Annotated in this window: 12 protein-coding genes; 4 read left to right on the top strand and 8 right to left on the bottom strand. The window is 38.5% G+C overall.

The window, feature by feature from the left end; translation table 11 throughout:
• Positions 1–96: 96 nt before the first annotated feature.
• From malM to malK, 3 genes are all read right to left on the bottom strand, one after another.
• Positions 97–975: a maltose operon protein MalM gene (gene malM, locus CKV78_RS08565; RefSeq protein WP_005763909.1), complete on the bottom strand. Its 879-nt coding sequence runs from the start codon at positions 973–975 to the stop codon at positions 97–99.
• Positions 976–1,056: 81 nt separating this feature from the next.
• Entirely contained in the window at positions 1,057–2,349 is a 1,293-nt protein-coding gene (locus CKV78_RS08570) for a maltoporin (RefSeq protein WP_005763911.1), read from the bottom strand.
• 149 nt (positions 2,350–2,498) lie between these two features.
• A complete protein-coding gene (gene malK / locus CKV78_RS08575; RefSeq protein ID WP_005763913.1) occupies positions 2,499–3,617 on the bottom strand; it encodes a maltose/maltodextrin ABC transporter ATP-binding protein MalK in 1,119 nt (372 codons plus the stop codon).
• 391 nt (positions 3,618–4,008) lie between these two features.
• Between malK and malE the strand changes: the two genes are divergently transcribed.
• The 4 genes from malE to CKV78_RS08595 all read left to right on the top strand — a co-directional run bounded on the left by malE (position 4,009) and on the right by CKV78_RS08595 (position 9,904).
• The gene (malE, locus tag CKV78_RS08580) at positions 4,009–5,199 is read left to right on the top strand and encodes a maltose/maltodextrin ABC transporter substrate-binding protein MalE (RefSeq protein WP_005763914.1); all 1,191 of its coding nucleotides are present in this window, start codon (positions 4,009–4,011) and stop codon (positions 5,197–5,199) included.
• Positions 5,200–5,301: 102 nt separating this feature from the next.
• Positions 5,302–6,843 (top strand): maltose ABC transporter permease MalF, encoded by a 1,542-nt coding sequence (malF, locus tag CKV78_RS08585; protein ID WP_005763916.1) that lies wholly within the window; start codon positions 5,302–5,304, stop codon positions 6,841–6,843.
• A gap of 13 nt (positions 6,844–6,856) precedes the next feature.
• Positions 6,857–7,747 carry a maltose ABC transporter permease MalG gene (malG, locus tag CKV78_RS08590; RefSeq protein ID WP_005763917.1) on the top strand — a complete coding sequence of 297 codons (891 nt, stop codon included), beginning with the start codon at positions 6,857–6,859 and terminating at the stop codon, positions 7,745–7,747.
• An 87-nt stretch (positions 7,748–7,834) separates the two neighbouring features.
• On the top strand, positions 7,835–9,904 hold the full coding sequence (locus CKV78_RS08595) for an alpha-amylase (protein WP_005763918.1): 2,070 nt from the start codon (positions 7,835–7,837) through the stop codon (positions 9,902–9,904).
• A gap of 105 nt (positions 9,905–10,009) precedes the next feature.
• Here CKV78_RS08595 and CKV78_RS08600 read toward each other — a convergent pair whose 3' ends face one another.
• The 5 genes from CKV78_RS08600 to CKV78_RS08620 form a co-directional block, all read right to left on the bottom strand.
• Positions 10,010–10,993, bottom strand: a complete 984-nt coding sequence (locus CKV78_RS08600) for a peptide ABC transporter ATP-binding protein (RefSeq protein WP_005763920.1) — start codon at positions 10,991–10,993, stop codon at positions 10,010–10,012.
• Positions 10,993–12,003: a dipeptide ABC transporter ATP-binding protein gene (gene dppD, locus CKV78_RS08605; RefSeq protein ID WP_005763922.1), complete on the bottom strand. Its 1,011-nt coding sequence runs from the start codon at positions 12,001–12,003 to the stop codon at positions 10,993–10,995. Before dppD ends, CKV78_RS08600 begins: the two co-directional genes overlap by 1 nt.
• A 9-nt stretch (positions 12,004–12,012) precedes the next feature.
• Complete coding sequence (locus CKV78_RS08610; RefSeq protein ID WP_005763923.1) at positions 12,013–12,906, bottom strand: ABC transporter permease subunit; 894 nt, start codon at positions 12,904–12,906, stop codon at positions 12,013–12,015.
• Between the two features lie 75 nt (positions 12,907–12,981).
• Entirely contained in the window at positions 12,982–13,986 is a 1,005-nt protein-coding gene (locus CKV78_RS08615) for an ABC transporter permease subunit (protein ID WP_005763924.1), read from the bottom strand.
• A 124-nt stretch (positions 13,987–14,110) separates the two neighbouring features.
• Positions 14,111–15,706, bottom strand: coding sequence for an ABC transporter substrate-binding protein (locus tag CKV78_RS08620; RefSeq protein WP_005763925.1), 1,596 nt, complete (start codon positions 15,704–15,706; stop codon positions 14,111–14,113).
• Between the last annotated feature and the right edge of the window lie 6 nt (positions 15,707–15,712).

Below are 15,712 nucleotides of genomic sequence, written 5' to 3' on the forward strand. Positions count from 1 at the left end.
TCATTTTATGAAAAATAGAATAGTATCAATTTAGACAAAAAAAATGCCACAAGAAACAACACTGTGGCAAAAATTCATAATGAAAAAGACGTTAAACTATTTTGATGTAGAGGATACTTGTTTTAAGAAAATCTGACGCGGAGAGGTTAAACCTAATTTTTCAGCTTCATTCACTAAGTTTAACGCTTTATTAATATCATTTTGTTTTAAAGCTTTTTTCACCGCTTGGTTAAAGTAGGCTTCAGTATCTTTATCTACTGGCATATCAACTGCTTTTGCAGTCGGCATTGTCATTGTCGCTGTAGTTTGTTCAACTTTACCTACCTGTGTTGTTGCTTTTTTCTCAAATAATGTGGTTGGTAAACCAATAAATTGTGTGCCTTGTGAATTCGTCACTTTAACTTGCATTTCGCCATGACGGCTATGATTCACTTGAATATCAGGAATTGCCGGTGGCTGTTTACCCGTTGCTTTCGCAAAGGTTTTTGCTGGATGTGGCACCATTGTTGTTTTAGCTAAATCGTCTGCAGTGGTATAAATCAATAAATAAATATAATCTTGCCCCGCAACTGGAGTTAAATTTAATTCCGCTTCTAAACGATTTGGTTTTAAACCACGTTCTTCTTGAAATTTAAAGGTTGAGGACGGATAAGTCGCCGCAATATTAAATTTTGAATCAAAAATAACCGCACTTGGTACGAACAGATTTTTATCTAAAATTGGGCTGGTAACCTCAATCGTTAATGAACCTTGATTTGCAGGAATACGATATGCTGCAATCGGGCTTTCTGTTCCAGCAAAATGTGCTGTAAATGCTTGACTTTGCTGTTCAGAAAGTGATGTTTTCATTGTTTGTGAAAACGTGACATCTTGCCATTGTAATTGTGATAATGCTTTTGAATTAATATGCGCAGGATTTGCGAAACTCAAAGCCGATGTGAAGAAAAGTGCGGTTGCGAGTAATGTTTTTTTCATATTAACCTCAAAAACTCAGAAATTACGTCAAGGATAAATGGCACAGGTTGAAACCCGTGCCATATTGATTAAGCGAGTGGATTACCACCAAGCTTCGAATTGAACACCACCGATAAATTCGCCATCTTTCGCTTTATAACCTGCATCTGTACGATGAGATTGGTTGAATTTATCATTCCAGTGTGCATAAGTACCAAATACACGGATTGCTGGACGAGCCCAAATACTGCTACCTGCTTGCCATTGCTGTGCAAGAGTGACTTTGGTTAAATCATTTTTCTTACCAGTTGCTTGATCTTTAATGCGATCATAACCCAATTCAACTAATGTACTCATAGTGTTATTCCATTTGTACATTGGGCGTACGCCAGCAGAGAACCAAGTTTTACCAGCTTTATTATCTAAATCTGTTTTTTCGTAAATCAATGCGTACATTGTTTCAACTTTATCACTAAATTGAACAACACCATGATTTAACACACGTAACATATAACCACGATTTGTTGTTGATGCGCCTAAAGAGTGACCTACGCTCCAAGAAGTCATCGCATCTTTAGCATATTGCACCGCAAATTTATTAAAGCCACCAAAGAAGTTACCTTGTGTATGTTGAACAGTTAACATGAAACCATTTTTAGTCGCATCTTTATCTAATTTAGCTCGTTTTTGTTTGTGTGCCACACCGTAATCAAAACCAATTTCTAATGAACCATCTTTATTTGTTTCAATGCCAGCTAAACGAACATCAAATACATCATTAAAGACTTCTTTATTTTTATCTTGGGTCGATTTCCAAGTTTTAGTAGTGGCATCATATGTCCAACCATACGCACCGCCACCCTCAGTATTACGGGTAACAGCTACAGATAATTTACCAAAACCTAAATCAATGTTTTCAACCCCTGCACCAGGACCAGAAATATCCCAGTAGTAGAAGTCGTTCATATGTACGTCGTGACGTTGATAGAAACGTTTACCCGCCCATAATGTTGCACCCGGTAAGCTATCTGCAAAGTTTTTGAATTGAACATTAATCTCACGTAATGCAGGAGTAGTTGTTTCCCAATCACCTTGTTGATTAACACCGTAAGCCAAATTTGAGTCCAAATAGAATGATTTTTCACCATCTTTAAATAATTCTTGACCTAATTTAAACTCAGTATATGTGCTTGATTCATTACCTAAACGATATTTATGATCACCACCGTTCACAGTAATACCGTTAGCAATACCATTCGATGAATATTGCTGACCGCCTGAACCACTCCAACCAATTCCTGATCGTGCATAACCGTGGAAATCAACAGCCATTGCTTGGGTTGCAAATAATGCGCCTGTTACTGCTAGAGCAAGTAGTGTCTTTTTACTATTCATAATTGACCTCTGTCTAAATATCTATGATTTATATTCCAATACCATATCGATATGGAGAATGTAAATGGTGATTGAAATAAAGCGATCAACACCAAAATTTTATAGTCTGTTGGTTTCCACGCTCATCCCTGAGGCTGTGGAAGAAAAAACTAAACACCAATTTCTTTAAATAAACGTTGGCAAGCTGTGCCATCTTCTTTGAATAAGTGGCAACGCTCTGGGACGATACCAATATCCATTACTTGTTCTTCTTTCGCTAAGACAATGTCGTTTTGGCGATAAACCAACGTTGGTTGCTTAATTTCTGGGATTTCTAAGTGGATTTGTGTTTCGTTACCTAATAATTCCACTACTTGCACAATACCACGTAAAGTCACTTGTGCTTTATCCGATGGAATCAAATGTTCGGGACGAATACCTAAAGATAAATTGTCGCCCACTTTTACGCCTACACCAGATACTGGAATCCAGAAGTTATGATGATTTGCATCTGGTAATTCAATTTGAACACGCTCTTTTTCTACTGCTGTCACACGCACTGGTAAGAAGTTCATTTTTGGTGAACCAATAAAACCAGCCACGAAGCGGTTTGCTGGATAATGATAAAGTTCTAATGGTTTACCCACTTGGGCAATACCACCTGCTTTTAATACTACAATTTTATCCGCTAATGTCATCGCCTCAATTTGGTCATGCGTTACGTAAATCATTGTGCGATTTAATTTTTTATGTAATTTAGAAATTTCGACGCGCATTTGTACACGTAATGCCGCATCTAAGTTAGAAAGCGGTTCGTCTAATAAAAAAACATCAGGTTGGGATACAAGCGTACGTCCGATTGCAACACGTTGGCGTTGACCACCGGAAAGAGCTTTTGGTTTGCGATCTAATAAATGGGCTAACTGGAGGATTTCAGCCACTTGATTAACTTTTTGGTCACGTTCAGCTTTACTTACACCGGCTAATTTCAAACCAAAAGACATATTCTCAGCAACGCTTAAATGTGGGTAAAGTGCGTAAGATTGAAACACCATACCAATACCACGTTTCGCAGGAGGTACGTCGTTCATCAATTTTTCGCCAATGCGTAACTCACCAGATGTAATGTCTTCTAATCCAGCAATCATCCGAAGTAATGTAGATTTTCCACAACCTGATGGACCAACAAAAACTACAAACTCACCTTCATTAATTTCTAAATTAATGTCCTTGGATATGTGAATATCGCCATAAGATTTACAGACATTACGTAGTGATACATTTGACATAATTTATACCTCTTGTTATCTCATTAATCTGCGCTATTCACGCTATCCCCGATCGTGGCAATATAGTGAATAACTTAATATAAAAAAAAATCATCCTATCCCAATATTTTTAAGGATTAGCAAAAATTCAAAATTTATAGCAAATTCATTTTAACAAGGCATTTTTTTCCTATTTTTTTGTGATCTAGATCGCATTTACATCTCAAATTTATATGATCTCTATCACACTTTTTATTAAATTATTAATAAGATCACATTATTAAAGAGTGGGGAGTAGAAGGGGGGAGGATGAATAAAATAGGCTTTATATTCATTCTATGCTACACCTCAAAAGGCTTTTTTGCTTTTTAACTTACCACAATTATTTACTTCCAATTTCAGGAGCAATGCTATGAAAAATAATTTAATCAAATTCACCTTGACTGCAGTAGCCGGTTTAATCCTTTCTTCTTCGGTAGCAGCAAAAATGACAGAAGGTAAAATTGTTATTTGGATTAACGGCGATAAAGGCTATAACGGTCTTGCTGAAGTAGGTAAAAAATTCGAAGCTGATACCGGTGTTAAAGTATTAGTTGAGCATCCTGATAAATTAGAAGAAAAATATCCACAAGTGGCTTCAACAGGTGATGGTCCAGACATTATTTTCTGGGCACACGACCGTTTTGGAGGATATGCTCAATCTGGCTTATTAGCAGAATTACACCCAAGCAAGGAATTCAAACAAAAATTCGAAGATTTTGCATGGAATGCTGAAACTTATAATGGTAAAGTCATTGGTTATCCAGTGGCAATTGAGTCACTTTCTTTAATCTACAATAAAGATTTACTACCAAATCCACCAAAATCTTGGGAAGAAATTAAAGAGTTAGATAAGAAATTCAAAAAAGACGGTAAAAGTGCAATTATGTGGAACCTTTCTGAGCCATACTTCACTTGGCCAGTAGTTGCATCAAACGGCGGTTATGCATTCAAATTTGCAAATGGTAAATACGATGCAAACGACATTGGTGTAAATAACGAAGGTTCACAAAAAGGCTTACAATTCGTTGTTGATATGGTTAAAGCGAAAGAAATCAATCCAGATATGGACTACTCAATCGCAGAAGCAGCGTTTAACAAAGGTCAAACCGCATTAACAATTAATGGTCCTTGGTCTTGGGGGAACATTGAGAAAAGTGGTGTTAACTATGGTGTTGCTGAATTACCAACATTAAATGGCCAAGCATCTAAACCATTCGTAGGTGTATTAAGTGCAGGTATCAACGCAGCAAGTCCAAACAAAGACTTAGCTGTTGAATTCTTAGAAAACTATCTTCTAACTGATGAAGGTCTAGAGATGGTGAACAAAGATAAACCTTTAGGTGCTGTAGCATTAAAATCATACCAAGAAAAATTGGCTAAAGACCCACGTATCGCTGCAACAATGGCGAATGCAAAACACGGTGAAATTATGCCAAACATTCCACAAATGAGTGCATTCTGGTATGCAGAGCGTAGTGCAATCATTAATGCTGTGAATCAACGTCAAAGTGTGAAAGATGCATTAGATGATGCGCACAGTCGTATCCAAAAACAGCAGTAATTAAACAATCAGGCGCTAGCTCTCTAGCGCCTAACCTACTTCGAAATCCTATGATTTCAAATGCTTATCACTTATTCGGATAAATATTAAATAGGTGTTCTTATGGTAACCACTCAAGCGAAATCAAGCACACAATCGCAATGGCTCAAATGGTTCCTTGCAGGGGCTGTGTTGCTTATTGATTTATATTTAGTTGTATTAATGTATTCGCAAGGTGAATATTTGTTTGCCCTTTTAACCTTGGTAATTTTAACCTCTGGGGTGTATATCTTCACGAGTAAAAAAGTGTATGCGTGGCGATATGTTTACCCTGGAATGATGGGAATGGCGATTTTCATTTTATTCCCATTAATCGCAACTATTGCTATTGCATTTACCAATTACAGTGGCACCAACCAATTAGCGTATGAACGTGCTTTGAGTGTGTTATTAGAACAACGTTATTTTGCAGGTGATAAATTTGACTTTAAACTATATCCACAAGCTGATCGCTGGCAATTAGCATTGCATAATAAAAATACGGATCAGTATTTTATCTCTCAGCCAATTCAGTTTACGGATAAACAAGTAAATGTGACTGAAGGTATGGCACCAGAAGTAGCCTCTGCACCATTAAAAGTTATTACTCAAAATCGCACCGCACTTCAAGCAATCCAAGTGATATTGCCAGATAACCGTACCTTGACGATGAGTTCATTACGCCAGTTTTCTGAACAAAAAGCACGTTATACTTACAATGACAATAAACAAATTCTCACCAATAATGAAACAGGCAAAGTTTATCGTGCAAATCAAGACACTGGCTTCTTCCAAGAAGTTGATCAACAAGGCAACTGGTTATCAGAAACCTTAGAGCCAGGATTCACCGTTTCTACTGGTTTCCACAACTTCGTAAAAATCTTTACTGACGAAGGTATCCAAAAACCATTTATCCAAATCTTCATTTGGACGGTTATCTTCTCAGTATTAACCGTAATTTTCACTGTAATTTTAGGTATGGTTCTTGCTTGCGTAGTACAATGGGAAGCCTTAAAAGGCAAAGCCATTTACCGCTTATTATTGATTTTACCTTACGCAGTACCATCATTTATTTCAATTCTAGTATTTAAAGGTTTATTCAACCAAAGTTTCGGTGAAATTAACTTAATTTTGAACCAATTATTTGGAATTCGCCCAGAATGGTTTAACGACCCGTTCTTAGCAAAAACAATGATTCTAATTGTAAATACGTGGTTGGGTTATCCATATATGATGATCTTATGTATGGGTTTACTCAAAGCTATTCCACAAGATTTATATGAAGCTTCTGCAATGGATGGTGCTTCAACTTGGCAAAACTTCAGTAAAATTACGTTCCCATTATTATTGAAACCATTAACTCCATTAATGATTGCCTCCTTTGCATTTAACTTTAACAACTTCGTGTTGATTCAATTATTGACCAACGGTCGCCCTGATATGATTGGTACAACAACACCAGCAGGCTACACCGACTTATTAGTAAGTTATACCTACCGTATTGCCTTTGAAGGTAGTGGCACACAAGATTTCGGTCTAGCAGCGGCGATCGCTACCATCATCTTCTTATTGGTCGGTGGTTTAGCATTACTCAACTTGAAAGCAACCAAATTCAAATTAGATTAAGAGGGAATAAATTATGGCAATTGTTCAACCAAAATCTATGCGTTATCGTTTATTTGGCACGCATCTCTTGTTGATTATTTTTATCTCATTAATTATGTTCCCATTATTAATGGTTATTGGAATTTCATTACGCCCAGGTAACTTGGCGATTGGTGAAATTATTCCGAGTGAGATTTCTTTGGAGCATTGGAAGCTCGCACTTGGGTTTGATGTGGTACACGCTGATGGCAGTGTTACACCACCACCATTCCCAGTTCTCTTGTGGTTGTGGAACTCAATTAAAGTAGCAACAATTACCTCTATTGGTATTGTCACCCTTTCAACCACTTGTGCATATGCGTTTGCGCGTATGAAATTTAAAGGAAAGAAAACGATTTTACAGGGTATGTTAATTTTCCAAATGTTCCCTGCTGTACTATCGTTAGTGGCATTATATGCATTATTTGATCGTTTAGGACAATACGTACCTTTCTTAGGGCTAAACACGCACGCAGGTGTTGTATTCGCTTACTTAGGCGGAATTGCATTGCATGTTTGGACAATTAAAGGATATTTCGAGACGATCGATGGTTCATTGGAAGAAGCCGCATCCTTAGATGGTGCAACGCCATGGCAGGCTTTCCGTCTCATTTTATTACCGCTTTCTGTACCAATTCTTGCTGTTGTCTTTATTCTCTCCTTCATTGCAGCAATTACAGAAGTACCGGTAGCTTCACTATTGTTACGTGATGTGAATAGCTATACCCTTGCAGTCGGAATGCAACAATATCTCTACCCACAAAACTACCTCTGGGGTGATTTTGCTGCGGCAGCGGTATTATCAGCGATCCCAATTACGGTCGTGTTCTTGTTAGCACAGCGTTGGTTAGTCAATGGATTAACCGCAGGTGGTGTGAAAGGCTAATTCAACAAAATCTTTATGGCACAAGTTATCTTGTGCCATTTTTTTATCTCTTTTTTCTCACCTTTTTGTTTATTATGAGAAAGTACTATGAAAAAATCACTGTTATTTACCCTCTTATTCTCTGGTTCAGCACTGGCTTGGCAAACACCTCTTTTCCCAAAATTTATTGAAATTGAACCGCACTTATTCCAATCAAAAGCAGAACTTAATAAAGGCATTCAACCATTTCAATTTAAACATCAAAATCAATGCTTTCAACCTGAAAGTGCGGTCAAATTAAATCAAACTATTCAGCTTATTCCTTGCGGTGAAACAACAGGCCAATTGCGTTTATTTCGCCAAGGTAACTACATTGCTGAAATTGACCTACGTAGTGGAAAACCAGAATTTCGTTTAAGCCTTGAGCAATCTCAAACAAATGACAATGTACAAACCAAAACTTGCCCAACTTGGAATGGTGAGTTATTAGAAATTGATGTATCAGCCGTATTTAAAGAAGGTGATCTCATTCGTGATTTCTATTCAGGAAAAACACAAACAGTACAGCAAGGCAAAGTGCATTTTCAACCAGATGCACAATCTAATGGCTTATTGCTATTAGAAAAGCTATACCATAGTACGACCAAAAATTCTGAAATTTTCCATTGGGGCAATGCGACAGTTTACTTTGTGATTACCGACCGTTTTCATAACGGTGATCCAAACAATGATAATAGTTATGGACGTCAAAAAGACGGAATGGAAGAGATTGCTACTTTCCACGGTGGTGATCTCAAAGGCCTAAGTGAAAAACTCGATTATTTGCAAAGTCTCGGTGTTAATGCGTTATGGATAAGCTCCCCACTTGAACAAATGCACGGCTGGGTAGGCGGTGGTACAAAAGGTGATTTCCCACACTATGCTTATCACGGCTACTACCATCAAGATTGGACCAAAATCGATGCTAATATGGGGACTGAACAAGATCTCAAAAACTTGATTGAACAAGCACACAAACGAGGCATTCGTGTGATTTTTGATGTAGTAATGAACCATACTGGCTATGCCTCGTTAGCTGATATGCAAGAATTTGGCTTTGGTCAGTTTTATTTAAAAGGCGATGAACTTCCACAAATTTTAGGCGAAAAATGGACAAACTGGACACCGAAAACAGGACAAAATTGGCACAGTTTTAATGACTACATTAATTTTAGTGATAAAAAGGCTTGGTCAACTTGGTGGGGAAAAGATTGGGTGCGCTCCGATATTGGCGATTATGACAGCCCAAAATTTGATGACTTAAAAATGTCGCTAGCATCTTTACCTGATTTAAAAACTGAAGCCGAAAGTGCGGTGCAATTACCCGTATTTTTCCAACATAAAGACACCAATGCCAAAACATTAAATAACGCCAGAGTGCGAGATTATTTAATCACTTGGTTAACTGACTGGGTGAGAAAATATGGCGTTGATGGCTTCCGAGTTGATACAGCCAAACATGTCGAGCAAACCACTTGGCTACAACTCAAACAATCGGCACGACAGGCTCTACAAGAATGGCAACAAAAACATCCAAATCACTTTGCAGATGATTTTTGGATGACAGGTGAAGCTTGGGGGCACGGTGTACATAAAACAGCTTATTTTGAAAACGGCTTTGACTCAATGATTAACTTTGATTTCCAAGAACACGCTAAGAATGCACTGAATTGTTTCGCTGATATTGAACCTATTTATCAGGAAATGCGTACTAAAATGCAGGATTTTGATGTATTAAGTTATCTTTCTTCGCACGATACAAAACTGTTTTTCCATTCCGACAGCCAATCTGATTTTGATAAACAGCGTACAGCTGCTAGCTTACTAATGCTCTCTCCAAGTGCAGTACAAATTTTCTATGGTGATGAAAGCGGTCGCCCATTTGGTGCAACTGGCTCAGACCCAATGCAAGGCACCCGTTCAGATATGAACTGGACTGACTTAACACCAAACAGCCAGCAAAGCCAACTACTCCAACATTGGCAAAAGCTAGGTCAATTCCGCAAACAACATCTTGCTGTTGGTTTAGGTAAACATAACACATTAAAAAGCGATAAATACGTCGCTTTCACTCGTGAATATAAGAATGACAAAATTATGGTGATCTGGGCGGGAAATCCACAATTTAAAGTGAAGTAAGTAAAAGTGCGGTCAATTTTTAGAAAGTTTTCTAAAAAATACCGCACTATGATGATATAAAAAAATGGCGACCCCAAAGTCGCCAATTTATTGATTCGATTTTTATTATTCCACCATAAAACAAGCAATTCTTGTACCATCAGCATAAGTGTTTAGCTCGGGTTTACTTTCCCTACATTTGTCTGTGGCTTTATGGCAACGTGCGTGGAAAGCGCAACCAGCTGGTGGATTTAATGGACTTGGTAGCTCACCCGTTAATTTAATCCGTTCACGACGATGTTCTGACTCTAATCGTGGCGTTGCAGAAAGTAATGCTTGGGTATAAGGGTGGCGTGGATTGCCAAAAATAGTTTTAGTTTCCCCTTGTTCTACACAGCGCCCTAAATACATCACCATCACTTCATCTGCGATATGCTCCACCACCGACAGATCATGCGAAATGAACACATAAGATAACCCCATTTCATCTTGTAAATCCATCATTAGATTTAGCACTTGTGCACGTACAGATACGTCTAATGCAGATACCGGTTCATCTGCTACTACAATATCAGGGTGCAACATTAAGCCACGTGCAATAGCAATACGCTGGCGTTGCCCACCTGAAAACATATGTGGATAACGATCATAAAACTCTGGTTTTAAGCCCACTTTTGCCATCATTTCTAATACTTTCTCTTTGCGCTCTTTGGCAGAAAGATCAGTATTAATCAACAGAGGCTCTTCTAAAATCGTCCCAACTTTTTTGCGTGGATTTAATGATGCATACGGATTTTGGAAAACAATTTGGATTTTCTTACGACGTAAACGTTGCGTTTCTTTATCGTTCACTAAAAAGTTTTGACCTTTATAGAACAAATCCCCTTCCGTTGGACATTCAATCATTGTAAGCATTCGACCAAGTGTAGACTTACCACAGCCCGACTCACCTACGATTGCCAACGTTTTTCCACGTTCCAAAGTAAATGAAACACCATCAACGGCTTTCACTAATTTAGTTCCTGCAAATAACCCTTTTTTCACTGGATAATATTTTTTCAGTGCAATTGCATCAAGCAATGGGGGCTGCTTTTGTGTTTTTTCTGTCATTATTTTTCTCCCCCAAGTGTTGGAATAAATGCACAATTTGGTTTACCACTGGCATCTAAAGGTGTGTGGCATTTCACTTGACGCCCTTCAATTAAGTGAGTTTCTGGTTCTTTCGTGCGACATAAATCTGTTGCATATGGGCAACGTGGATTTAATAAACAGCCTTGTGGGCGGTCATATTTGCCCGGCACAACGCCCAGTAGAGATTGCAAACGAGATTTACCTTCTGCAAACTCCGGCAAAGCTTTCAATAACGCTTGGGTATAAGGATGCAAAGGTGCTTTGAAGATTTTCTCTGCCTGCCCTTCTTCCACTACTTGCCCAGCATACATCACAATTATGCGATGTGCAGACTCTGCGACTAAAGCCAAATCATGCGTAATCAAAATCAACGCCATATTTTCTTTGCGTTGTAATTCTAATAATAAATCGATGATTTGTGCCTGAATAGTCACATCAAGTGCAGTGGTTGGCTCATCAGCAATCAATAATTTTGGATTACAAGCAATCGCCATCGCAATCATCACACGTTGGCTCATCCCACCGGATAATTGGTGCGGATACACTTCTAAACGTGATTGTGGATCAGGAATGCCCACCATTGTGAGCAACTCAATTGCACGTGCGTAACGACAGGCTTTTGTGCCACCTTGATGCACTTTCAATGCTTCCATAATTTGATAACCTACCGTGAAACTTGGGTTCAAACTGGTCATCGCATCTTGGAAAATCATTGAAACATCTGCACCCACGATCTTCTGTTTCGCTTTTGGACTTAAACTCAGCAGGTTTGTACCGTTAAACTCCAAGGATTGTGCCTCCACACGTCCTGGATAATCAATTAAGCCCATAATCGCCAATGAACTCACTGATTTACCCGAACCAGACTCACCTACAATCCCTAATACTTCCCCTTCATTTACTGTGTAACTAATGCGATCCACTGCTTTAAAAGGAGCTTTTTTGTCACCAAAATGAACTGACAATTGATTCACATTTAATAACGCCATTTTCCCCTCCTATTGTTTTAATTTTGGATCAAGTGCATCACGTAAGCCGTCGCCCATCAGGTTGAAGGCAAGCACAAGGGAGAGAATAGCCAAGCCCGGAATCGTCACAAGCCAGTTTGCAGTTTGCATAAAACCCCGAGACTCCGCCAACATGGTGCCAAGTTCTGGCGTTGGTGGTTGGGCGCCAATACCTAAGAAACCAAGTGCAGCAAGTTCTAAAATCGCATTGGAAATCCCCATCGTCATTTGTACGATAAGAGGGGCTAAACAGTTAGGTAAAATCACGATAAACATTAAGCGTAACACGCCTGCACCCGCTACTCGAGAAGCAATGACATAATCGCGATTTTTCTCACTTAACACAGAAGCACGAGTTAAACGTACATAACTAGGAATAGAAACTACAGCAATGGCAATCGCTGCATTCATTAAAGAAGGACCGAGAATTGTCACCACACCAATAGTCAACAATAAACTGGGAATGGCGAGCATAATATCTACAAAACGCATAATGATAGTGTCCACCATCCCACCGTAATAGCCAGCGAGTAAACCTAAAATTACGCCCACTACGCAAGACAATACGACGATAATTAAACCAATGAAGACCGATAATCTCGCACCATAAATAATACGTGAAAGGATGTCTCGCCCAATGTCATCAGTACCTAATAAATATGCACTGTTACCGCCCTCAAACCAAGCTGGTGGCAATAATAATGCACTGCGGTTTTGCTCAATTGGGTCAAAAGGAGCAATAAAACTTGCGAAAACACTCGCAAAAAATACAATTGCAATAAAGGTTAAGCCAATCACCGCACCTCTGTTTTGGCAGAAATAATACCAAAACTCTTGTAATGGAGTCTTCGGTGTTGGGGAAGACACTTCTGTAGTTACAGACATATTCACTCCAGATAAACGTTATTCAAAGATGAGCAAAGCAGTACTCATAAAATTCGATAAAAATTGACCGCACTTTTAAGTATGGCGGATTCTTGGATTCACAACGCCGTAGATCAAATCCACGGTTAAGTTCACTAAAATAATCAGCGTTGCAATAATTAATACGGAACCTTGTAATACAGGATAGTCACGCGAATTAATCGCATCGATCACCCATTTTCCAATCCCTGGCCAAGAGAAGATATTCTCGGTTAATACCGCACCTGATAATAATTGACCAATAATTAAACCAACTACCGTAACAACAGGAATTAACGCATTACGTAATGCGTGAATCATCACCACACGCGTAGTATTTAATCCCTTCGCTTTCGCAGTACGAATATAATCTTCACCAAGCACTTCTAACATCGAAGATCGAGTCATACGGGTAATAATTGCCAATGGAATAGTGCCTAATACAATCGAAGGTAAAACTAACGATTTTATAGCAGCAAGAAATGCCCCCGGCTCATCAGAACGCCAAGTATCAATTAACATAAAACCAGTGTCGGCTTCGATCCAATATTCTGCGGGTAAACGTCCTGAAGCAGGTAAACCTAACGGTGCAGATAAATAAAGAATAAGGATTAACCCCCACCAGAAAATTGGCATTGAGTAACCAGTGAGAGAAAGAGAAGTGACGGTATGCGAAATCCACGAGTCTTTTTTTACAGCAGCAATCACGCCTAAAATAATACCGAATACTAACGACCAAGATAAGGCAAAAAACGCTAATTCAACTGTCGCTGGAAACAAAGTAAAAAACTCTTTCAAAACAGGCTCATTATTACGAAAAGAATTGCCAAGATCCCCTTGTAGTACGCCTTTAATGTAATTGAAGTATTGTTCTGGCAAAGGTTTATCCAACCCAAGTTGTGCCATCATTTGAGCGTGAATTTCAGGTGATAACCCACGTTCCCCCATACGAATCTCAATTGGATCGCCAGGTATTAAATGCACTAAAGCAAAAGTAATTAAAGTGATTGCAAAAAAAGTCGGAATCACCATTAAAATGCGTTTTAAAATAAACTGAAACATAATGAATCTCTATCTCTGTTTTGTATTATTCTATATGACAATCAATAGAGCAAAAAAAGAACTAATAAACGAATCTACACATCTATTGTGCAGATTCGTTCTATGCTATTTTCAAGATTTGCTGTTATTTAGCTAAATCTACACCATAGAAATTGTGAAGACCAAATGGATTAATCACGTAGCCTTGAACTTCTTTACGCACAGGGAAATAAGTGACAGAGTGTGCAATAGTAATCCAAGGTGCTTGCTCTTTAAATATCACTTGAGCATCTTTATATAACTTCACACGTTCTTCGTGATCGGTAACTTGCGATGCTTTTGCCACTAATTTCTCAAATGGCTCATAGCAGAAATTCGCATAGTTTGAACCTTGTTGAACCGCATTACAGCTTAATAATGTATTTAAGAAGTTATCAGGGTCACCGTTGTCCCCTGTCCAACCCATCATACCAGTTAAATGATCACCTGCACGCATACGTTTTAAATATTCACCCCATTCGTAGCTCACGATTTTCGCTTTCACACCCACTTTTTCCCAGTCTGCTTGGATAAGCTCCGCCATACGACGTGCATTCGGGTTATAAGGACGCGACACTGGCATTGCCCATAAATCAGTCTCAAAACCATTTTCAAAACCAGCTTCTTTTAACAATGCTTTCGCTTTTTCTGGGTTATATTCGTAGTCTTTTACATCATCATTGTAAGACCACATTGTTGGTGGGATTGGATTTTTAGCCACACTACCAGAACCTTGATACACCGAATCAATAATTGCTTGTTTATTTACAGCATGGCTTAATGCTTGACGCACTTTCACATTATCAAATGGTGCCTTTTGCACGTTGAAGTTTAAGTAACCCACGTTTAAGCCCGGTTTAGTTAATAATGTCACATTGCTGTCTTCTTTTAATTTCGCAATATCCGCTGGATTAGGATATGGCATTGCGTGACATTCTCCTTTCGCTAATTTTGCATAACGTACTGACGCATCAGGTGTAATTGAAAACACTAAACGGTCAACTTTAGCCTTGCCTTGCCAATAGTTTTCAAAAGCTTTAAAGCGCACAGCAGAATCTTTTTGATAAGACACAAATTCAAATGGACCAGTACCGATTGGGTTACTGTCAAATTTATCTTGTGTTTTCGCTTGTAGCATTTTATCTGCATATTCTGCTGACTGAATAGAAGCGAAATCCATTGCGATATTCGCAAGGAATGGAGCATTTGGCACTTTTAACGTGAATTTCACTGTATAATCATCCACTTTCTCAACATTTTCGATGATATTTTGCATATCCATACCAGTGAAGTACTCATAAGTCCCACCAGAAATTTTGTTGTATGGATGATTTGGATCTGATTGACGTTTGAATGAGAAAATTACATCATCTGCATTGAGATCTCGAGTTGGCTTAAAGAGTTTATTACTATGAAACTTAACGCCTTTACGAAGATAGAACGTATAAGTTTTACCATCTTCAGAAATATCCCATTTTTCCGCTAATCCCGGCACCACATTTGTCGAACCTGCTTCAAAGCTAGTTAAGCGATCAAACATAGGTTGACCTGATGCATCAATAGTCGCACCATCTGTCCCCAAAGCTGGGTTTAAATAAGAAGGTGAGGCTTCTGAACAGAAAACAAAAGTTTTTGGTGCAGCTAATGCCGAACCAGAAATTAAAGCTAAAGAAATTAGCGAAAGTTTCGTAAGTAATTTCATAGTTTT

Source organism: Pasteurella dagmatis (assembly GCF_900186835.1).
Classification (GTDB): domain Bacteria; phylum Pseudomonadota; class Gammaproteobacteria; order Enterobacterales; family Pasteurellaceae; genus Pasteurella; species Pasteurella dagmatis.

Bases quoted from the DNA above. Each gene is read 5' to 3' on its own strand.
- malM (WP_005763909.1), bottom strand. From the start codon at position 975: ATGAAAAAAACATTACTCGCAACCGCACTTTTCTTCACATCGGCTTTG.
- CKV78_RS08570 (WP_005763911.1), bottom strand. From the start codon at position 2,349: ATGAATAGTAAAAAGACACTACTTGCTCTAGCAGTAACAGGCGCATTA.
- malK (WP_005763913.1), bottom strand. From the start codon at position 3,617: ATGTCAAATGTATCACTACGTAATGTCTGTAAATCTTATGGCGATATT.
- malE (WP_005763914.1), top strand. From the start codon at position 4,009: ATGAAAAATAATTTAATCAAATTCACCTTGACTGCAGTAGCCGGTTTA.
- malF (WP_005763916.1), top strand. From the start codon at position 5,302: ATGGTAACCACTCAAGCGAAATCAAGCACACAATCGCAATGGCTCAAA.
- malG (WP_005763917.1), top strand. From the start codon at position 6,857: ATGGCAATTGTTCAACCAAAATCTATGCGTTATCGTTTATTTGGCACG.
- CKV78_RS08595 (WP_005763918.1), top strand. From the start codon at position 7,835: ATGAAAAAATCACTGTTATTTACCCTCTTATTCTCTGGTTCAGCACTG.
- CKV78_RS08600 (WP_005763920.1), bottom strand. From the start codon at position 10,993: ATGACAGAAAAAACACAAAAGCAGCCCCCATTGCTTGATGCAATTGCA.
- dppD (WP_005763922.1), bottom strand. From the start codon at position 12,003: ATGGCGTTATTAAATGTGAATCAATTGTCAGTTCATTTTGGTGACAAA.
- CKV78_RS08610 (WP_005763923.1), bottom strand. From the start codon at position 12,906: ATGTCTGTAACTACAGAAGTGTCTTCCCCAACACCGAAGACTCCATTA.
- CKV78_RS08615 (WP_005763924.1), bottom strand. From the start codon at position 13,986: ATGTTTCAGTTTATTTTAAAACGCATTTTAATGGTGATTCCGACTTTT.
- CKV78_RS08620 (WP_005763925.1), bottom strand. From the start codon at position 15,706: ATGAAATTACTTACGAAACTTTCGCTAATTTCTTTAGCTTTAATTTCT.